This window comes from Streptomyces sp. GQ60 (assembly GCF_059758875.1).
The window spans coordinates 473,987-494,845 of record NZ_JCAXEG010000005.1; the positions used below are offsets into that span (position 1 = coordinate 473,987).

Consider the following 20,859-nt stretch of genomic DNA (forward strand, 5'->3'; position numbering starts at 1 on the left):
CCGGAATTCACCTGGGGAGAGCGATGCGCCCGATATCGCGTACGGCACTGGGAGCGGCCATCGCCGCCGTCCTGGCCGTCACAGCCGTGGGCCCGTCCACGGCACAGCAGAGCGACGGAGGGTCCGGAGCAGGGTCCGGCACGGCGAACAGGCCCCTCACCGGGAGCGAGGCGGCCGCGCGGCAGCCCACCGGGCCCGTCACGGTGACCCTGGTCACCGGTGACCGGATCCTGGTGTCCACCGACGCGGCGGGCCGCACCGCCGCCACCGCGATGCCCCGCGAGGACGGCTCGCAGCCGCTCGTGCAGACCCGCCAGGCGGGCAAGGACCTCTACGTGTACCCCGAGAGCGCGATCAAGGCGCTCGCCGCGGGCAAGGCGGACGAGGAACTCTTCAACGTCACCGGCCTGATCCGGCAGGGCTACGACGACGCGCACGCCAAGAAGCTCCCGCTGATCGCCGTGTACGCGGGCTCCGCGGGACTCGCGCGCAGCGCCCCGCCGGTGCCGCGCGGCGCCGAGCGGTCGCTGGTCCTCGGCTCCATCGGCGGCGTCGCGCTCACCGCCGACAAGGAGAAGGCCGCCGACTTCTGGGCCGACGTCACCGGCGCGCACGTCGATCCGCGTGCACGGTCGACCGCCTCCGCCCCGCTGAAGAAGCTGTGGCTGGACGGCAAGGTCCAGGCGAACCTGGAGCGTTCCACCCAGCAGGTCGGCGCCACCGCCGCCTGGGCCGCCGGATTCGACGGCACGGGCACCAAGGTCGCCGTCCTGGACACCGGCACCGACCTGGAACACCCCGACCTCAAGGGCCGGGTGGCCGAGGCGGAGAACTTCACCGACTCGGACACCGCCGAGGACCGCCAGGGCCACGGCACCCACACCATCTCCACCGTCGGCGGCTCCGGCACCGAGAGCGGCGGGGCGAAGAAGGGCGTCGCCCCCGGCGCGCAACTGCTCAGCGGCAAGGTCCTCAACGACTACGGCTACGGCCTGGACTCGTGGATCATCGCGGGCATGCAGTGGGCCGTGGACAGCAAGGCCGACGTGATCTCCATGAGCCTGGGAGACCCCTCCCAGCTCTCCTGCGACGATCCGTTGGCCGCGGCCACCGAGGCGCTGGCCCAGAGCAGCAACGCCCTGTTCGTCATCGCCGCCGGCAACTCCGGCCCCGGCAACAACACGGTCTCCTCGCCCGGTTGCGCGCCCAGCGTGCTGACCGTCGGCGCCGTGGACCGCGACGACACGACGGCCTCGTTCTCCAGCCGCGGCCCGGCGGGCCTGAACCACACCCTCAAGCCCGAGATCGCCGCCCCCGGCGTCCAGATCTCCGCCGCCGCCGCGGGCGGCCGCGGGGTGTACGCGTACACGGCCATGTCCGGCACCTCGATGGCCACCCCGCACGTCGCGGGCGCCGCCGCCATCGTCAAGCAGCGCCACCCCGACTGGACCCCGCAGCAGATCAAGGCCGCGCTGGTCGGCTCCGCCGACACCGCGGTCCCGGGCGACGTACGGGAGACCGGCGGCGGGCGGCTCGACGTCAAGGCCGCCATCGAGACCACCGTCACCGGAGCCCCCGCGCTCCAGGGCGGTACCTTCAACTGGCCGCAGGACCGCAGCGACCGCACCGCCGTCGAGGTCCCGTACACCAACACGGGGACCGAGCCCGTCACGCTGGACCTCTCCGTCGAGAAGGTCACCGGCAACGACGGCTCCGCCGTCCGCGGCCAGGTCGCCCGCCTGGAGAAGCGCACCGTGACCGTCCCGGCCGGCGCCACCGTCACGGTGCCGCTCGCCCTGGACCCCGCCGCGAAGCTGGAGCGATCCCAGTACGGGGACGTCACCGGCCGCGTCGTCGCCACGGCCGGGGGAGTGCACGTCTCCACCCCCTTCTCCCTCTACGTGGAGCCGGAGACGGTCACCCTGCGCGTCAAGCTCCTCGACCGCGCGGGCAAGCCGGCCGCCGGCCCGTCCTCCGTGGACGTGATCGGCACCGACGACGCCACCGGTGAGCGCCGCTTCAACGAGGGCGCCGCCGACCAGGTCTACCGGGTCCGCCCGGGCTCGTACTTCCTCTCCGCCTTCGTCGGCACCCCCGACGCCGGCGCGGACCCGGGGATGTACGACTCGCTCACCTACCTCGGCCGGCCGCAGACCGAGATCAAGAAGGACACGGTGATCGTGCTGGACGCCCGCAAGGCGGCCAAGCTGAACATCGCCACCGACAAGCCCACCGAGGCCCGCGCCACCACCCTCGCCTTCTCCCGCTCCTGGGGCGAGGACGGGTGGCTGCACGCCGGCACCGCCATGGGCGCCCGAACCATCCGCGGCTACTACGCCTCGGTCGACGGCGCCGCCAAGGAAGGCGACTTCGAGTTCGGCAGCTACTGGCGGGCGGCCGCGCCGCTGCTCTCCGAGCTGAAGGCCGAGGGCGGCCCGGTACTGCACCCGATCACCGCCTCCACCGGCAGTGACAACCTCGACGGCACCGGCAGCGCCCCGCTCGTCGGCGCCGGCTCGGGCACCCCCGGGGAACTCGCCGCCGTCGCCGCCAAGGGCGCCGTCGTCCTGGTCAAGACGGCGGACGAGGGCTCGGCGTACGAGATCGCGGGCAACGCGAAGGAGGCCGGCGCCAAGGCCGTCCTCGTCTACCGCGATGCCCCCGGCCGCTGGCAGGCCTTCACCGGCTACGCGGGCGGCTCCCTCCCGATGCTGACCGTCGAATCGGCCGAGGGCCAGGCCCTGCTGGCCAAGCTGGGCAAGGGTCCGGTCACGCTGAGCTGGAAGGGCAGCGCGAAGAGCCCGTACGTCTACAACCTGGCCCAGATCGAGAAGGGCCAGATCCACGGCGACCGCACCTACCGGGTGCGCGACCGTGACCTGGGCACCGTCGAATCGGCCTACGAGTCGATGGGCGTCGCCTCCGACTTCATCGACCTGACCGGGGCCTACCGCCCGCTCGGCAACGCCGTGTACTTCGGCTCCATCGACACCGTCGCGGTACCGGGCAAGCGCACCGAGTACTACTCCGCCGGGGACACCGCCTGGGACCACATGGTCTCCAGCAGCTTCCCGTGGGGCGAGTTCATGACCGACCAGCAGCGCACGTACGAGGCGGGCTCGAAGCGCGCCGAGAGCTGGTACGACGGGGTCATCGGCCCGGTGGCGCCGCGCGACACCGCGGGCAAGGAGCAGCTGGCGGCCGAGCGGCAGGGCAACCTCATCGGCTTCGCCTCGGCCCTGTGGGGCGACAGCGGGCACTACGCGCAGCAGGGCTCCTTCGGAGACCTCGGCAACGTCTCGCTCAAGCGCGACGGCGAATCGCTGGGCGACACCGGCTACCCGTTCGGGGTCTTCGAGGTCCCGGCCGGCGAGGCCACGTACGAAATGACCCAGCAGCTGGAGAAGTTCGGCCAGCCGGCCCGCACCTGGCAGCGCTCCTCCGGGATCCGGACCACGTGGACCTTCCGCTCGAAGCTGGACGCGGCGCAGTACTCGCAGGCGCTGCCGATCCTCTTCCCGCGGATCTCCGCGCCGCTGGACGGCATGAAGACGCTGGCGGCGGCCGGCGGCCGGCAGATCGGCCTCGGAGTCAGCGGGCACGCGGGCTACGCGCCGGGGGCCCTCACGTCGGCCAAGCTGTCGTACTCGTACGACGAGGGCGGCACCTGGACCGAGGCGAAGGTGAGCGAGCGCGGCGGGCAGTGGACCGCGACCGTGGACCACGCCGGGGCGGCGGGCAAGCAGGTCACGCTCAAGGTCGAGCTGACCGACGCGAAGGGCGCCACCGTCACCCAGATGGTCGCGCGGGCGTACGACATTCGGTAAGTCGTACGACATAGAGCAGGGGGGTCCATCGGACGGCGGTCCGATGGGCCCCCCTTTTTCCTGCGTTCGCCGGATTTCGACTGCGCCGGAGCCCGACAATGAGGGCCATGAGTCAGCGGGACGCGGGCGCGGATGACTGGTGGCAGAAGCTCTACGAAGACCCCGACGCGGGACCGGAACCCGACCCCCGGGACACCCTGGAACACCGCTTCCGCTCGGCGGCGGTACTGGTGGCCCCGACGCCGGGCCCGGTCCCGACCCCGGCCCCGGTACCCCGTCCCCGGAGGGATCCGGTCCCGCTGACGGAACACGACCCGGATCCGGGGCCGCCGGTCCCGCCGGGGACACCTGGACCGGCTCCCGCGGTGGCCGCCGACACGGAGTCGGGGCCGGCGGCGCCGGCCCCGGGGCCGGTGGCGGGGCCGCCCGCGGTTGCTCCCGGGCCAGCGGCGGACATCGGGCCGGCGGTCCTGGCTGCCGCACCGGCTCCTGGGCGGGCTTTCGTCCCGGCTGCTGCTCCGGCTTCCGGGCAGGCTCCTGAGCAGGCTTCCGGGCCGGTGCCCGGGGCGGAGGCAGGACCGGCTCCTGGGCGGGCTCCCTTCCCGGCTCCCGCCCCGGCTCCTGGGCAGGCTTCCGGGCCGGTGCTCGGGGCGGTGCTCGGGGCGGAGGCAGGCCCGGTTCCTGGGCGGGCTCCCGCCCCGGCTCCTGGGCGGGCTCCCGCCCCGGCTCCTGGGCGGGCTCCCGCCCCGGCTCCTGGGCAGGCTCCTGGGCAGGCTTCCGGGCCGGAGGCAGGCCCGGCTCCTGGGCAGCCTCCCTTCCCGGCTCCCGGGCAGGCCCCCGTCCCGGCTCACGGGCGGGTGCCCGCGCCGGAGGCACGCCCGCCGGGGGCGGAGGGCTGGGCGGAGGACGCGTACGGCGGCTCGGTGCTGCCGCCGCCACGGGATCCGCGCGAGGGCGGCCAGACCTGGTACGCGCTCGGGAGCGTCGCCGTCCCGCCCGCGCTGCCCCCCGACGAGTCGGGGGAATCGTCCGACTGGAGCTGGGGCCCACGGGACGAGGGCCCCGCAGCGACTGCGCCCCTGGACCCGGACCCGGAAGGGGCCGGGTTCGGTCCCGATGGCGGCACGTACACCGGATCCGGGCACCCGGGCCCGTCCGCCCCGGCCGTGTCCGGCCAGGCACCGGGTGCGGGTGCGGGTGCCGATGGCGGCCCGTGGACGGGCCCGGGCACCGGCTCGCCCCCGGACCCAGCGGCCGGCTCAGGTCTCCGCCCTGCTCCCGCTCCCGGGTCTGCTCCCGGTGCCGGTGCCGGTGCCGGCCCTGGTCTTGGTCCCGGCTCCGAGTCCGGTTTCGGGTTTGGGTCCGACTCCGTTGTGGGTCCCGGCTCCGGCCCTGCCTCCGCTCCCGGCTCCGGCCCCGGCTCCGGCCCCGGCTCCGGCCCCGGCTCTGGCCAAGGCCTCGGCTCTGGCTCCGGCTCCGGCCTCGGCTCTAGCCAAGGCCTCGGCTCGGGCGCGGGCGCGGGCTCTGGCTCGGGCTCCGGCTCTGGCTCCGCCCTCGGCTCTGGCTCCGCCCTCGGCTCCGGCTCGGCCTCGGGCTCCGGCTCGGGCTCGGGCTCGGGCTCCGGCTCGGGCTCGGGCTCGGGCTCGGGCTCCGGCTCCGGCTCGGGCTCGGGCTCCGGATCCGGCCTCGGCTCCGGATCCGGCTCGGGCTCCGGCCCCGGCCTCGGCTCGGGCTCGGGCTCCGGCCCCGGCCTCGGCTCGGGCTCCGGATCCGGCCTCGGCTCTGGCTCCGGCTCTGGCTCTGGCTACGGCTCTGGCTCTGGCTCCGGCCTCGGCTCTGGCTCCGGCCTCGGCTCCGGCTCCGGCTCAGGCTCCGGCCTTGGACCCGGCCCCGGCCTCGGCTCCGGATCCGGCCCGGCTTCCGGTTCCGGCGCTGTGCCCGGGTCTGGTCTCGGTACCGGTTCGACGGTTGGGTCTGGTTTCGGGTCCGGCGTTGGCCCCGGCTCAGGTCCAGGTTCGGTCACTGCCGCCACTCCTGGGTCCGGCGCCGGCCCCGGGACTGACCTTCCCTCCGGGGCCGGTCCGGGCTCCGGCTCCGTCCCTGGCTTCAGCCCACGCCCTGGGCCTGCCGTCCCTGGCCCTGGCGGCCCAGTCCCCGGCTACGGCCTCGACGCCGGGACCGGCTTCGCCCTCGGGGCCCATCCCGGGTCCGGGTCGGGCTGGGGGGACGCTTCCGCGTTCGAGGGGGGTTCCGGCGGCGGCCTCGGGGCGGGTTCCGATGCCGGGGCGAGGCCCGGCGCGCAGGGCGGCGGGGTCGGGAAGGAGGACGCCGGTCGGGAGGCCGGCTCGGAAGCCGGGCGGGGAGTCGGGGGCGGTGCCCGGGGTTCCGGGGTCTCGGGGGTGCCGCGGCCCGTGGTCGCCCACCTGGGGGACCGGCCGCCCACCTACGCCGCGGAGCCCATCGCGCTGCCCGCCGCCGACCCGGCCGGGCTCGACGCGCTGACCCCCGACACCGTGCTGGAGGGCGCCCAGTACGGCGGCTACACCCTGCGCGCCACCTCCGTGCGCGGGGACTCCGCGCGGTTCCGGGGCGAGGCCCGGCGGGACTTCCTGCTCACCGCCCGCTTCGGCACCGGCCCCGACGCGCTGGTCCTGGTCGTGCTCGCCGGCGGGGACCGGGCCGCGCCCGGGGCCGCCGAGGCCGCCGCCGAGGTGTGCCGCTCCGTCGCGGGAGCCGTCGGGCGGAGCCAGGAGCGGCTGTCGCAGGACATCCGGGACGGCCGCCGCGAAGCCCTGCGCTCCGGGCTCCAGCGGCTCACCGACCGCGGCTACGGGCAGCTGCGCGCCCGCGCCGCGGAACGGGGGCTCCCGGAGGACGGCTACACGGCCGGGCTGCGCGGACTGCTGCTGCCGGTCGACCCCGGCTGCCGCACCCGGGTCTGCTTCGGCGCGGGCGCGGGCGGCCTGTTCCGGCTCAGGGACGGGCAGTGGCGGGACCTGGAGGAGCCCGCCCCGGCACCTGCCCCGGCGCACGCCCCACCCGCCGACCCCGCCGGATTCCGCTTCCGCTTCAGGGCCTCCGTGGCCCGCCCCGGCGACACCCTGCTCCTGTGCTCCGGCGGGCTCGCGGACCCGATGCGCGAGGAGGAACCGCTCTCCGCCGAGCTCGCCGCCCGCTGGGCCGACGCACCCCCGCCGGGCCTCGCCGCCTTCCTCGCGGACACCCAGCTCCGCCTCAAGGGGTACGCCGACGACCGGACGGCCGCCGCGGTCTGGGAGGCGTAACCCGGCGGTTCATGCGTGGATGGAAGGCGCATACGGCAGAGCCGAACCGGAAAGGGCGCCCCCTCCATGGCCAAGCAGAACGTGGCGGAGCAATTCATCGACATTCTCGTGCGCGCCGGAGTGCGCCGGATGTACGGAGTCGTCGGGGACAGCCTCAACCCCGTCGTCGACGCGATCCGCCGCACCGGCGGCATCGAGTGGATCCAGGTGCGCCACGAGGAGACCGCCGCCTTCGCGGCCGGCGCCGAGGCCCAGATCACCGGCACCCTCGCCGCGTGCGCGGGCTCCTGCGGCCCCGGCAACCTCCACCTGATCAACGGGCTCTACGACGCCCACCGCTCGATGGCCCCGGTCCTCGCGCTGGCCTCCCACATCCCCTCCTCCGAGATCGGCCTCGGCTACTTCCAGGAGACCCACCCCGACCGGCTGTTCACCGAGTGCAGCCACTACAGCGAGCTGATCTCCAACCCGCGCCAGATGCCCCGGGTGCTCCAGAGCGCCGTCCAGCACGCCATCGGGCGCGGCGGGGTCAGCGTGGTCTCCCTGCCCGGGGACATCGCCTCCCAGCCCGCACCGGAGCAGAGCATCGAGCACGCGCTCGTGACCGCGCGGCCGACCGTACGGCCCGGCGACGGGGAGATCGACAAGCTGGTCCGGCTCATCGACGAGGCCGACCGGGTCACCTTGTTCTGCGGCAGCGGCACCGCCGGAGCGCACGCCGAAGTCATGGAGTTCGCCGGCCGCGTCAAGGCACCCATCGGGCACGCCCTGCGGGGCAAGGAACGGATCCAGTACGACAATCCGTACGACGTCGGCATGAGCGGGCTGCTCGGCTACGGCGCGGCCTACGAGGCCACCCACGAGTGCGATCTGCTGATCCTGCTCGGCACGGACTTCCCGTACAACGCCTTCCTCCCCGACGACGTCAAGATCGTCCAGGTGGACATCCGGCCCGAACACCTCGGCCGCCGCTCCAAGCTGGACCTCGCGGTCTGGGGCGACGTGCGCGAGACCCTGCGCGCGCTGAACTCCCGGGTGAAGGCCAAGACCGACCGCCGGTTCCTCGACCGGATGCTGAAGAAGCACGCGGACGCCCTGGAAGGGGTGGTGAAGGCCTACACGCGCAAGGTGGAGAAGCGCACGCCCATCCACCCGGAGTACGTGGCCGCGGTCCTCGACGAACTGGCCGACGAGGACGCCGTCTTCACCGTGGACACGGGCATGTGCAACGTATGGGCGGCGCGCTATCTTTCCCCGAACGGGAAGCGCCGCATCATCGGATCCTTCAGCCACGGCTCCATGGCCAACGCCCTTCCGCAGGCCATCGGCGCACAGTTCACCGATCGCGGACGTCAAGTGGTGTCGATGTCGGGCGACGGCGGCTTCTCCATGCTGATGGGAGATTTCCTCACCCTGGTGCAGTACGACCTCCCCGTCAAAGTGGTCCTCTTCAACAACTCATCGCTCGGAATGGTCGAGTTGGAGATGCTGGTTTCCGGCCTCCCTTCGTACGGAACGACGAACAAGAACCCCGACTTCGCGGCGATCGCCCGCGCGGCGGGCGCGTACGGGGTCCGGGTGGAGAAGCCGAAGCAGCTCACAGCGGCTTTGAGGGATGCTTTCAAGCACAAGGGACCCGCTCTGGTGGACGTGGTCACGGACCCCAACGCGCTGTCCATTCCGCCGAAGATCAGCGCTGAGATGGTGACCGGATTCGCACTTTCGGCCAGCAAGATCGTGCTGGACGGCGGGGTGGGCCGGATGATCCAGATGGCGCGTTCCAACCTCCGGAACGTGCCGCGCCCTTGAGCCCGAATGCGTGCGGATTCCCTCGGGGGGCATGCATCCCGTAGGCCTGTTCGACCGACGGGCCGTCGGGTAGCGGGGGACATGCGGGAGGTACATCGCCGTGCGGGTGGGGGCGAAGGCCGGGAAGACGTGGCGGGGAGGGCGGCCGGTGCCGCGCGAACCGTCGGCCGGGGACGGGACGGCGGTGGACGGTCCGGGGATCACCCGGAGCGTGCGGCGGGCCGATCTCAAAGCGGTGGGAGAAGTCCGCAGGGACTTACGGGAGTTGATGCGCCACAGGTGCCGGGCGGAGGCCGCCGAGGTGGCCGAGCTGCTGATCACCGAGCTCGTCACCAACGCCCTCGTCCACACCGATCAGGGCGCCGAGGTCTCCGCGACGCTCGCCGCCGACCGGCTGCGGGTGGAGGTCCGCGACTACGCCGCCCGCCGGCCCCGGCCGCACGTACCGTCCGCCGACGACGGTACGCACGGCAGGGGACTGGTGCTGCTGCAGTCGCTCGCCGACGCCTGGGGCGTGGACGCGCTCGGACTGGCGCTGGGCGGCGGCAAGGTGGTGTGGTTCGAACTCGACGGAGCGAAGGAGGCGGGGCCCGCCTGAGTGATCGGGCGGACCCCGCGGCGCGGATCCCGGACGGGCCTGCGCCCGTCGTCAGATCAGCCGAACTGCTGCTCCAGGTCCTTCAGTTTGCGTTCCAGAGAGTCGAGCCGGGGGAGCGTCTGGGTGTCGTCCTCGGCGGTGAGGTCCACCGTCCGGGGGCCGAGGGCCGGGTCGGCGGGTTCGGTTCCGCTCACGGCCTGCAGGGAGGGCCGGCGCCGTAGGGGCAGCTGTCCGGCTTCCACTATGGCCGGCTCCGCGCCGACCGGCGCGGAGCCCGCTCCGGGAGCCAGCCCCGGCACCTCGACCTGACGGGCGCGGGCCATCCGCCCGAACGCCCGGTTCTGCCGGCCGAGCGCCTTGATGTGGGCCCGGTCCAGGCGGTGTTGCTCCCGCCTGCGGAGCCGGTCCTGCTCCTTCTCCTTCTTGTCCTCGCGCACCTCGTCCACGGCCTCGTCGAGCGTGCGGACCCCCTCCAGCAGCATCAGCGACCACGCGCCGAAGGTCTCCCGGGGCGCCCGCAGCCAGCGGACCATCCGGATCTGCGGCAGCGGCCGCGGAATCAGGCCCTGTTCGCGCAGTGCGGCCCGGCGGGTCTGCTTCAGCGCGCGGTCGAAGAGCACGGCCGCCGAGAGCGACATGCCGGAGAAGAACTGCGGAGCCCCGTCGTGGCCGAGTCCGCGCGGGGCGTGCACCCAGTTGAACCAGGCGGCGGCGCCCGCGAACAGCCAGACCAGCATGCGCGACCCGAGGGCCGCGTCGCCGTGGCTGGCCTCGCGGACGGCGAGCACCGAACAGAACATGGCGGCGCCGTCGAGACCGAAGGGAACCAGGTACTCCCATCCCCCGGTGAGGTTGAGGTTCTGCCGGCCGAAGCCGACCAGCCCGTGGAAGGAGAGCGCCGCGGCGACCGCCGCGCAGCAGAAGAGCAGGACGTAGGAGGCGGTCCCGTAGATGGCTTCCTTGCGCCGCCGCCGCTCCTCGCTGCGCTCCCAGCTGTCCTCGGCCACCCCGGCCTTCTCGCCTTCGCGCTTGCCCCGGGCCAGTACCGCCACTGCCGCAAGTACGCCCAGGATCAGCAGGCTGCCGGGCAGCAGCCAGTCCAGCGATATGTCGGTCAGTCTCATGCGGTTGTCCCTTGCCTCGCGTATGCGGCTGTTCGGGTTGTGGCCTGTGCGGCTTTCCGGGCGCCATAGTGGCGCAGGCGGTGAGCCGTACACGCGGGTTTCGGGGCAAGTGGACGCCAACGGGGGGCGGAGCCCGCCGGATAGGGTGTTGCGGCTCGAACTCCCGCTCGTGCGAGGCGGGTTGAGTTCGATTTCCGTCAGCCGGACGGGTGGGTTGAGGCGGCGGAGGCGGCGGCGCGCAAACTCGGTGGCGGCCGTACGTCCGGGTGGGTGACACTGGCCGACCGTCGGCGCCGACGTGGCTGCCGGCGGTCCGCACCGTCTAGGAGATTCATGACGAGCAGGTTCACCGAGTTGAGCGTCGACTGTCACGATCCGGAGCGGCTCGCGGCCTTCTGGTCCGAGGTTCTGGACTTCAAGGTGATCGAGCGGCGCGAGGACATGGTCGAGATCGGCTCCTGGGTGCCGACCGTCGAGGACGTCCGGGCCCGTCACATGCCGCCCACCCTGGTGTTCGTCCGGGTGCCCGAGGGCAAGGCCGTGAAGAACCGCCTGCACCTCGATGTCAGTCCGATCGACTGCGGCACCGCGGACGAGGTGACCAGGCTGCTCGGCCTCGGCGCCACGAGGGCGGACGTGGGCCAGGGCCCGGACCGCGGCTGGGTGGTCATGGCCGACCCCGAGGGCAACGAGTTCTGCGTCCTGCGCACCCTGGCGCCGTAGCCGACGGTCAGCCGACGGTCAGGCGGCCGTCAGGCGGGCGACGCGGTCCTCGTCGCAGGTGCGCGGGCAGGTGACGCAGGTGTCGTCGGGGCGGATCGTGTAGAAGAAGCAGCAGCTCGCCCGGTCGCGGGTGGGCAGCTCCCGGCCGTCCGGGGCTTCGAGGGTGCGGAAGCCCGCGCCGCCGGTGTACGGGGCGGTCGCGCCGGGGAAGAGCCGGTCCAGCTCGCGCATCGCCCGCTGCTCCTCGGCCTCGCCGAGCAGGTTGCCCACGTACCAGAGGCTCTCGACCACGTCGTCGGTCACCATGCCCCACAGGGCGCGCCGCCCGCGCCGCGTCCGGGGGCCGAAGCCCACCACGAGCGGTTCGAGGTGCTGGGCCACCGCGGCCCGTACCTCTGCGCGCAGCGCGTCCTCGTCGGGCACGACCCGGGCCCCGGGGAGCGCGGCCGCCGGGTCGTCCGGCAGGCAGGCGAAGGAGTGGACGCGGACGGCCATCCGGCCGTCGGTCCGGTGGAAGGACACGGCCTCCGGGGGCAGGAGCGGCACGCGCCGGTCCAGGAACCAGGGGGCCGTGAACAGCAGGCAGGCCTCCCAGGCGTACCGGTGCAGCCCGAACCCCGCCACCACGTCGGGTCGACCCGGGCGCCCGTAGTCGCGGAGTATCTGCGCTTCGTCCCAGGCGAGGAACGTCTCCAGGGCCTCGCCGCCCGCCGCGAGCTCGTCCGCACCGACCCACCCCACACCGCGAGGGGAGGGTTCGTGCGGGGCGAGCTCGGTGACGCGCAGTCCGCCGTAGGCCCCGGTCAGCCGGGCGTAGGCGTCCGCCACCGGAGAGCCGGTCGGGGCGGGGGTGCTTGCGCGGCTTACGGAGCGGGCGGAGCGGGCGCTGCCCTCGGTGGGCGCGACGGCCGTGACGGTCATGGCGAACCACCGAATCACGCGATCGTTAACAGGTAAGCCTTACCTTACCTGATCTGTGTCGGGTGTGGGAAGCCCGGCTATTCTTCGGGGGCAGGTCGAAACCCGTGGGAGGACCGAGTGCGCGATACGGCCCGAGCCCGGGTACCGGAACAGCAGGACCGCAAGGTGGTACGCCACTCCGTGCGCGGGCAGATCCTCGACGCCCTGCGGGCGGCGCTGGTCGCGGGCGAGCTGGCGCCGGGGGAGATCTACTCGGGGCCGGTGCTGGGGGAGCGGTTCGGGGTCTCCGCGACGCCCGTGCGCGAGGCGATGCAGCAGCTGGCGCTGGAGGGGGTCGTCGAGTGCCTCCCGAACCGGGGCTTCCGGGTCCTGACCCGGACCCCGGGGGAGCTGGCGGAGCTGGCCGAGGTCAGGGCGCTGCTCGAAGTCCCGGTGATGCTGCGGCTGGCCCGTACGGTGCCGGCGGGGGCCTGGGCCGCGCTGGCGCCTGCGGCGGCCGAGACGGTGGAGGCGGCCGCCGCGGGTGATCCGGCGCGGTACGCCGACGCGGACCGGGCGTTTCACCGTGCGGTGCTCGCGCTGGCGGGCAACGGCCAGCTCCTGCTGGTGGCGGAGGACCTCCACCGGCGCTCCCAGTGGCCCCTGCCGGGGCCGCGCCGCATCCGCCGGACGGACCTCGTCGCGGACGCGGCGCAGCACGTGGCGGTCCTGGCCGCCCTGTCGAGGGGCGACCTCCCGGCGGCGGAGTCCCTGATCCACACCCACTTCACGTACTGCTGACCCCTGCGCGGGGTGGGGCTTGGCTGCGGGTGGGGCCGGTGCCGGGGGCGGGGTGGGGTGTCGGCCTGGACTGCATGATGTAGGCGCCCTGTGTTCCGCTTCGATACCTCGGGCTTCTTCTGCGCCACAAATCACGCTTTACGTCCCGGCCAACACCCCACCCCGCCCCCGTCCCCGGCCCGGCGGCCAGATCCCGACCCGGGCCGGGGGGACATTCAGCCCCGGGCGGGGATATTCAGCTCCCGACGGGGACATTCAGCCCCGGATGGGGCGCCTTAAATCGGCCGGGGATTGCCCTTTCCGGCCGATTTAAGGCGCCCCATTTCAGCCGTCCGGCGTTTGAGGACCGGGGTCTGGGGCGGAGCCCCAGGGGGTCCGGGCGCAGCCCGGGGCCCCTTTCCGGCCCGGCCAGCGTTGTGGCCTCCCCAGCCCGCCGGCGCTTGAGGACCGAGGCAGGGCAGAGCCCGGTGGCCTCTTCAGCCTCGCCGGCGTTTGAGGCGCGGGTCCGGGCGGAGCCGGTGGAAGGGTGGGTAGGGGACTTCGCCCCGCAGGGCCGCCCCACCCGCACCCGCCCACCGGGCCAAACGCCGGGACGGCGGTGGCGAGCACCCCGCCCGGCCACCGCCGGACGGAGTCAGGCGCAGCGGCGCGAAGCCGGGGAGGCCCGCCAGGGCCGCGCCGTGCGAGGGGCGCGTCGAAAAGGTGCCCGGCGCAGCGGCGCGAAGCCGGGGAGGCCCGCCAGGGCCGCACCGCGCGAGGGGTGCGTCGAAAAGGTGCCCCGCGCAGCGGTGCGAGCTTCGCGTTAAGAAGGGTTAGGCGTCGCCGCCGGGTGGAGTTGGTCCGCCAGCCAGGTGGGGATGCCGCCCAGGAGGTGGAACAGGCGGCGGGCCTCCGCGCGGAGGCGGGTGGCCTCCGGTTCGGGTTCGGCTTCGGCCAGGGCCGCCAGCGCCGGGGCCGTGCCGACCAGGAAGCCCAGGTCCTCCCGGATGCGGAGGGACTCCGCGAAGCCCTTGCGGGCCTCGGCGACCTCCCCGTCCCGCAGGGCCAGCGCCGCCAGGTGCCGCCAGGTGAAGGAGAGCAGGAGGGTGTCGCCGTGGGCGAGGGCGCCCGCGTGGGCCCGCCGGTACGCGGGCAGCGCCGACGAAGGCGCGTCCGCCAGGTGCTCCGCGACCAGGCCCCGCCGGAAGTCCAGCAGTGGCCGGGTGCGCGACCCCGGGGACAGCAGCGCCGCCGCCCGGCCGAGCGCCGAGCGGGCCTCGTCGGCGCGGTCGCGTACGCCCAGTACGGTCGCCGCGTACGCCAGGTGGCCCCGCTCGCAGGCGGCCGCTCCCCGGTCGTCGTCGTCCTGGGAGACCGCTTCGGCCACCCGCAGCGCGTCCTCCGCTTCGGCCCAGCCCTGCCCGGTGAACAGGCAGCGCTCGACCAGGAGACCGGTCCGCTGGACGGCGGCTCCGGCATCGTGCAGGTGCGGCGTCAGCAGGGCCGCCGCGTCGGTCCAACAGCCGCGCGAGCGCAGCCGCCATATCGCCCGCTGGAGGGGGTCGTCTCCCCCGATAGTTCCGGCACTGGACATGGCGGTATCCGCCACATTGCCCTCCCCAAAGCAACCAAGCAGCACGTCGTCGAGCCCTGGGGCGAAATGAGAGCACGGATCTACAGGTTCGGCCAAGGGGTCGGGTGAACTCTTTCACAAAGTCCGGACGGATCATCAGTCGCCCCCGGCCGGCCCCCCGCCGGTCAGACGGTGGATCTTCTCAGCTCATCCGCAGTGCCAGGAAGAAGTCGAGCTTGTCCTCCAGTCGGGAAAGATCCCGCCCCGTCAACTGCTCGATTCGCCCGACCCGGTACCTCAGCGTGTTGACGTGGAGGTGCAGCCGCGTCGCACAGCGGGTCCAGGAACCGTCGCAGTCCAGGAAGGCTTCGAGCGTGGGGATGAGCTCCGCCCGGTGGCGGCGGTCGTAGTCCCGCAGCGGGTCGAGCAGCCGGGCCGTGAAGGCGCGGCGGACGTCGTCCGGGACGAACGGGAGCAGCAGGACGTGCGAGGCCAGCTCGTGGTGGCCGGCCGCGCAGACCCGGCCCGGGCGGGCCGCGGCGACCCGGCGGGCGTGCCGGGCCTCCTCCAGGGCCCCGCGGAGCCCCTCGGCGGAGGACACGGCCGCGCTGACGCCGAGGGTGAGCCGGCCGTCGTCGGCGAGTCCGGCCGCCAGGGGGTCCCGTACGGCCGCGAGCAGCGTTTCCGCGTGCAGGGCGGTGTCGGGGCCCTTCTCCTCGCCGGGCTCGCCCGCGGGGGCGGGCAGCGGTACGAGGGCGATCGCCTCGTCCCCGGCGTGCGCGACGGCGATCCGGTCGGAGGGTTCCGGGCCGGAGACCGACGGGTCTACGAGGATCTCCTCCAGCAGCGACTGGGCGACGGGGCCGCCGGCGATGTCGCCGCCGTCCCAGTCCACCCGGGCCACGACGACCTGCCAGTGCGGGGCGGTGCCCAGCCCGGGCAGGAGCACCGGCGCGGCCACCCGCAGGCGGGCGGCGATCTCGGCGGGCGGGGCGCCCGTCTGGACCAGCTCCAGCACCTCCTGGGCCAGCCGGCGGCGCACCGTACGGGCCGCGTCGCGGCGGTCCCGCTCGACCGCGATGAGCTGGGTGACGCCCTGGAGCAGGTCGAGCCGCTCGGCCGGCCAGTCGCCGGCGTCGGCCTCGACGGCCAGCAGCCAGTCGGAGAGCACGCTCTCGCGGACGTCCCGGGCCGCCGGACCTGCGGGGCCGCGCCCGTGTCCCCTGATCGGGAAGAGCGAGTACGTCATACCCTGGAGGGAGATCCGGTGCGGACCCCTGCGGCCCGTCCGGACCGCCGCGAGGTGCTCGCTCGCCAGTGCCGAGCAGATGCCCGGCGCCAGCGGCTCGCCCGCCCCGGCGATCTGCCGGCCGGTGGGCGCGAGCACCCAGGCCCGGAGATCGAGGTCCGTGGTGAGCAGATCGAGCACCACATCGGGTCCGCCACCGGCCGGACCGGAGGTCATGAGCCGCCGGTGGCGGTCCACGACGGCCGCGAGGTCCCCGGCACGCTCTCCCGACACCTGCCGCACCACGTACTCGGTGATGGTGGCGAATGCAACGTCTTCGTTTACGGCGAACAACGGCAGTCGGTTGCGCAGACACGCCGAGACGAGATCGTCGGGAATGTCACCCAGTTCGGCCTCGCCGGCCGCGAGCCCGGCCACGCCGGCGCTCGCGAGGATTCGTACGAACGGCTCGGAGTCGGCTGAATTTCGTCTCCATGCCAGGCCAGTGAGGACTAGCTCCCCTCCGGATAGGTATCGGCTGGGATCCCTCAGGTCGGTCGTCATGACCCCGCGGACCGTCCGGTCGAGTTCTTCCTCGCCGCCCAGCAGCCGCAGCCCCAGCGCCTCGGTTTCCAGCAGTGCGCGCAGCCGCATGATGTCGCCGCCGATCTGTCTCGAATGTTGCCGTTGGAAATCGGGCAGGTCGTCGCATCCTGCCTTTCATACGAATCTACAAGACGAGGGAGGTCCCCAGCCAACTCCTTCATGGTTTCGGTGACTGCACCCGGGGGACGGACGGCCGGTGTACTGAGTCCACACCGCGTTAACAGCACGTGAACGACCAGTCGAGGGCCCAACGGCCTCCTGGCTTGAAGTGAACGACACGATGAAGAAGAAGAGAGCCGCACATGGACTTCCTTCGCCCCGCCAGCTGGGAGGAGGCGCTCGCCGCTAAGGCCGAGTTCCCCACAGCTGTGCCGATTGCGGGTGGCACCGATGTGATGGTCGAGATCAACTTCGACCACCGTCGGCCGGAGTACCTCCTGGACCTGAACCGCATCGGTCTCCTGCGGGAGTGGGAGGTCGGCGAGGACGTGGTACGTCTGGGCGCCTCCGTCCCGTACGCGCAGATCATGGAGAACCTCCGCACGGAGCTTCCGGGACTCGCGCTCGCCTCGCACACGGTCGCGTCCCCGCAGATCCGTAACCGCGGCGGTGTCGGCGGCAACCTCGGTTGCGCCTCGCCGGCCGGCGACTCCCACCCCGCGCTGCTCGCGGCGGGCGCCGAGGTCGAGGTGGAGTCCGTACGCGGGTCCCGCCTGATCCCGATCGACGAGTTCTACACCGGCGTCAAGCGCAACGCGCTGGCCGCCGACGAGCTCATCAAGACCGTCCACGTCAAGAAGGCGGACGGCCCCCAGCAGTACTCCAAGGTCGGCTCCCGCAACGCGATGGTCATCGCCGTCTGCGCGTTCGGCCTGGCGCTGCACCCCGAGACCCGGACGGTCCGTACCGGTATCGGTTCGGCCGCGCCGACCCCGATCCGGGCGAAGGCCGCCGAGGAGTTCCTGGGCGCCGCGCTCGAAGAGGGCGGCTTCTGGGAGTCCGGCAAGGTCATCACCCCGTCGATCGCCAAGCAGTTCGGTGACCTCGCCTCCGGCGCGGCCAACCCGATCGACGACGTCCGCGGCACGGCGAAGTACCGCCGCCACGCGGTCGGCATCATGGCTCGCCGCCAGCTCGTCTGGACGTGGGAGCAGTACCGCGGTTCGAACAACGGCCGCTCGCTTGAAGGGGCTGCGTAATCATGCGCGTCAATTTCACTGTCAACGGCCGTCCGCAGGAAGCCGACGACGTCTGGGAGGGCGAGTCCCTTCTCTACGTCCTGCGCGAGCGCCTGGGCCTGCCCGGTTCGAAGAACGCCTGTGAGCAGGGCGAGTGCGGTTCCTGCACCGTCCGTCTCGACGGCGTGCCGGTCTGTTCCTGTCTGGTCGCGGCCGGTCAGGTCGAGGGCCGCGACGTCGTGACCGTCGAGGGCCTGGCGGAGTTCGCCAAGCAGCGCGACGAGCACGGCCACGGCGGTGCCTGTGGCACCGGCGGCGGCTGCGGCAGCAAGGGCGGCGTCTCCCTGGACGCGGCCAAGCAGTGGCAGGCCAAGCCGGGCGACTCGCAGACCGGCGAGGGCGTCGAGCTCTCCACCATCCAGCAGGCGTTCATCGACGCCGGCGCCGTCCAGTGCGGTTTCTGCACCCCGGGCCTCCTGGTCCAGGCCGACGCGCTGCTGGAGGAGAACCCCTCCCCGTCCGACCAGGACATCCGTGAGTCCCTGTCCGGCAACCTCTGCCGCTGCACGGGCTACGAGAAGATCCTCGACGCGGTCCGCCTCGCGGCCGCCCGTCAGTCTGAGGCGGTCTGACCATGGCCCAGAACACGCGCACGGTTCCGGCGGGTACGCCGACCAACGTCACGCAGAAGCACACCAAGGGCGGCATCGGCGAGTCCACGCTGCGCCCGGACGGCACCCTCAAGGTGACCGGTGAGTTCGCGTACTCCTCGGACATGTGGCACGAGGACATGCTGTGGGGCCAGACGCTCCGCAGCACCGTCGCCCACGCCGAGATCGTCTCGATCGACATCTCCGAGGCCCTGGCGATGCCGGGCGTCTACTCGGTGCTGACGTACGACGACCTGCCGGCCGAGATGAAGAACTACGGCCTGGAGATCCAGGACACCCCGGTTCTCGCCAACGGCCGGGTCCGTCACCACGGTGAGCCGGTCGCCCTCGTGGCCGCCGACCACCCGGAAACCGCCCGCCGCGCGGCCGCCAAGATCAAGATCGACTACCGTGAGCTGCCGCTCGTCACGGACGAGGCCTCCGCCCTCGCCGAGGGCGCGCCGCTGATCCACGAGGGCCGTGACGACCACCACATCGGTCACGTCCCGCACCCGAACATCGTGCACCGCCAGCCGATCATCCGCGGCAACGTGGAAGAGGCCCGCAAGCGCGCCGACGTCATCGTCGAGGGCGAGTACACCTTCGGCATGCAGGACCAGGCCTTCCTCGGCCCGGAGTCCGGCCTGGCCGTACCGTCCGAGGACGGCGGAGTCGAGCTGTACGTCGCCACCCAGTGGCTGCACTCGGACCTCCAGCAGATCGCCCCGGTCCTGGGCCTGCCGCCGGAGAAGGTCCGCATGACGCTCTCGGGCGTCGGCGGCGCGTTCGGTGGCCGCGAAGACATCTCGATGCAGATCCACGCCTGCCTCCTGGCCCTGGCCACGAACAAGCCGGTCAAGATCGTCTACAACCGCTTCGAGTCCTTCTTCGGCCACGTGCACCGTCACCCGGCGAAGCTGTACTACGAGCACGGCGCCACCAAGGACGGCAAGCTCACGCACATGAAGTGCAAGATCGTCCTGGACGGCGGCGCGTACGCGTCCGCTTCCCCGGCGGTCGTGGGCAACGCCTCCTCCCTCTCGGTCGGTCCGTACGTCCTGGAGGACGTGGACATCGAGGCGATCGCGCTCTACACGAACAACCCGCCCTGTGGCGCGATGCGCGGATTCGGCGCCGTCCAGGCCTGCTTCGCCTACGAGGCCCAGATGGACAAGCTCGCGGCGAAGCTGGGCATGGACCCGGTGGAGTTCCGCCAGCTCAACGCCATGGAGCAGGGCACGATCATGCCCACCGGCCAGGTCGTGGACGCTCCGGCGCCCGTCGCCGAGCTGCTGCGCCGGGTCAAGGCCCGTCCGCTGCCGCCGGAGCGCCAGTGGGAGTCCGCCGGCGAGAACGCGGACGTCCGCGCGCTGCCCGGTGGTCTGTCGAACACCACCCACGGTGAAGGCGTCGTCCGCGGCGTCGGCTACGCCGTCGGCATCAAGAACGTCGGCTTCTCCGAGGGCTTCGACGACTACTCCACCGCCCGCGTGACCCTCGAGGTCATCAACGGCGAGCCCGTCGCGATGGTCCACACGGCCATGGCGGAGGTCGGCCAGGGCGGCATCACCGTCCACGCGCAGATCGCCCGTACCGAGCTGGGTGTCACGCAGGTGACCATCCACCCGGCCGACACCCAGGTCGGCTCCGCCGGTTCCACGTCCGCCTCGCGGCAGACGTACATGACCGGTGGCGCGGTGAAGAACACCTGTGAGGCCGTCCGCGAGGCGGTCCTGGAGATCGGCCGGCGCAAGAACGGCTCGTACCACCCCGCGTGGGCGACCGCCGAGCTGCTCCTCGAAGGCGGCAAGGTCGTCACCGATGGCGGAGAGGTCCTCGCGGACCTCGCCGACATCCTGGAGGGCGAGGACGCGATCGACATCGAGCTCGAGTTCCGCCACGCCGCGACCGAGCCCTTCGACCTGGTCACCGGCCAGGGCAACGGCCACGTCCAGTACACCTTCGCCGCGCACCGCGCGGTCGTCGAGGTGGACACCGAGCTCGGCCTCGTCAAGGTCGTCGAGCTGGCGACCGCCCAGGACGTCGGCAAGGCCCTGAACATGCTTTCCGTGGTCGGCCAGATCCAGGGTGGTACCACCCAGGGCCTGGGCGTCGCGATCATGGAAGAGATCATCGTGGACCCGAAGACCGCGAAGGTGCGCAACCCCTCCTTCACGGACTACCTGATCCCGACCATCCTCGACACCCCGACCATCCCGGTCGACGTCCTGGAGCTCGCCGACCCGAAGGCCCCGTACGGCCTGCGCGGCATGGGCGAGGCCCCGACCCTCTCGTCCACCCCGGCCGTCATCGCGGCGATCCGGGCGGCGACCGGTCTGGAGATCAACAAGACGCCGATCCGTCCGGAACTGCTCACCGGCACCCTCTAGGACGGCGTGGTCCGGGGGCCGCGAGGCCCCCGGACCCCCCCAGATTTCCGGGCGGTGTGACACGGGAACGTCACACTTCCAGCCGCACCGCCCGGAGCACGAAGTCCGGAGTCATCAGCACCGCACCGCTCGCGGTCAGGTTTTCACCGGAAGCACCCCGATATCACCCCCGGTCACACCACCTACCCC

13 protein-coding genes are annotated in these 20,859 nt (G+C 73.0%); 9 read left to right on the plus strand and 4 right to left on the minus strand.

The window, feature by feature from the left end; translation table 11 throughout:
- The first annotated feature begins 23 nt into the window (after positions 1–23).
- The 4 genes from AC6CKD_RS16200 (at position 24) to AC6CKD_RS16215 (ending at position 9,518) form a co-directional block, all read left to right on the plus strand.
- Complete coding sequence (locus tag AC6CKD_RS16200; RefSeq protein WP_498328022.1) at positions 24–3,827, plus strand: S8 family peptidase; 3,804 nt, start codon at positions 24–26, stop codon at positions 3,825–3,827.
- Positions 3,828–6,238: 2,411 nt separating this feature from the next.
- Entirely contained in the window at positions 6,239–7,111 is an 873-nt protein-coding gene (locus tag AC6CKD_RS16205; RefSeq protein WP_498328023.1) for a protein phosphatase 2C domain-containing protein, read from the plus strand.
- A 66-nt stretch (positions 7,112–7,177) separates the two neighbouring features.
- Positions 7,178–8,920, plus strand: coding sequence for a pyruvate dehydrogenase (locus AC6CKD_RS16210; protein ID WP_498328025.1), 1,743 nt, complete (start codon positions 7,178–7,180; stop codon positions 8,918–8,920).
- A gap of 211 nt (positions 8,921–9,131) precedes the next feature.
- Positions 9,132–9,518, plus strand: a complete 387-nt coding sequence (locus AC6CKD_RS16215) for an ATP-binding protein (protein WP_498328142.1) — start codon at positions 9,132–9,134, stop codon at positions 9,516–9,518.
- A 56-nt stretch (positions 9,519–9,574) separates the two neighbouring features.
- Here the strand turns inward: AC6CKD_RS16215 and AC6CKD_RS16220 are convergent, their stop codons facing one another.
- Positions 9,575–10,642 carry a DUF2637 domain-containing protein gene (locus AC6CKD_RS16220; RefSeq protein WP_498328027.1) on the minus strand — a complete coding sequence of 356 codons (1,068 nt, stop codon included), beginning with the start codon at positions 10,640–10,642 and terminating at the stop codon, positions 9,575–9,577.
- A 333-nt stretch (positions 10,643–10,975) separates the two neighbouring features.
- On the opposite strand from AC6CKD_RS16220, the gene AC6CKD_RS16225 reads away from it, so the two are divergent.
- Complete coding sequence (locus AC6CKD_RS16225) at positions 10,976–11,365, plus strand: VOC family protein (RefSeq protein ID WP_498328029.1); 390 nt, start codon at positions 10,976–10,978, stop codon at positions 11,363–11,365.
- An 18-nt stretch (positions 11,366–11,383) separates the two neighbouring features.
- On the opposite strand, the gene AC6CKD_RS16230 is transcribed toward AC6CKD_RS16225, so the two are convergent.
- Positions 11,384–12,286, minus strand: coding sequence for a (2Fe-2S)-binding protein (locus AC6CKD_RS16230; RefSeq protein WP_498328031.1), 903 nt, complete (start codon positions 12,284–12,286; stop codon positions 11,384–11,386).
- Positions 12,287–12,403: 117 nt separating this feature from the next.
- Between AC6CKD_RS16230 and AC6CKD_RS16235 the strand changes: the two genes are divergently transcribed.
- Positions 12,404–13,066, plus strand: a complete 663-nt coding sequence (locus tag AC6CKD_RS16235) for a GntR family transcriptional regulator (RefSeq protein ID WP_498328032.1) — start codon at positions 12,404–12,406, stop codon at positions 13,064–13,066.
- 802 nt (positions 13,067–13,868) lie between these two features.
- On the opposite strand, the gene AC6CKD_RS16240 is transcribed toward AC6CKD_RS16235, so the two are convergent.
- A complete protein-coding gene (locus AC6CKD_RS16240; protein WP_498328033.1) occupies positions 13,869–14,654 on the minus strand; it encodes a hypothetical protein in 786 nt (261 codons plus the stop codon).
- 166 nt (positions 14,655–14,820) lie between these two features.
- Complete coding sequence (locus AC6CKD_RS16245) at positions 14,821–16,500, minus strand: PucR family transcriptional regulator (protein ID WP_498328034.1); 1,680 nt, start codon at positions 16,498–16,500, stop codon at positions 14,821–14,823.
- A gap of 254 nt (positions 16,501–16,754) precedes the next feature.
- Between AC6CKD_RS16245 and AC6CKD_RS16250 the strand changes: the two genes are divergently transcribed.
- Genes AC6CKD_RS16250 through AC6CKD_RS16260 form a run of 3 tightly spaced genes read left to right on the plus strand, consistent with a single transcriptional unit; the run spans position 16,755 to position 20,670 of the window.
- Positions 16,755–17,651: an FAD binding domain-containing protein gene (locus tag AC6CKD_RS16250; protein WP_498328036.1), complete on the plus strand. Its 897-nt coding sequence runs from the start codon at positions 16,755–16,757 to the stop codon at positions 17,649–17,651.
- 2 nt (positions 17,652–17,653) lie between these two features.
- On the plus strand, positions 17,654–18,262 hold the full coding sequence (locus AC6CKD_RS16255) for a (2Fe-2S)-binding protein (RefSeq protein ID WP_385367681.1): 609 nt from the start codon (positions 17,654–17,656) through the stop codon (positions 18,260–18,262).
- Between the two features lie 2 nt (positions 18,263–18,264).
- Complete coding sequence (locus AC6CKD_RS16260; RefSeq protein ID WP_498328037.1) at positions 18,265–20,670, plus strand: xanthine dehydrogenase family protein molybdopterin-binding subunit; 2,406 nt, start codon at positions 18,265–18,267, stop codon at positions 20,668–20,670.
- The last annotated feature ends 189 nt before the right edge of the window (positions 20,671–20,859 follow it).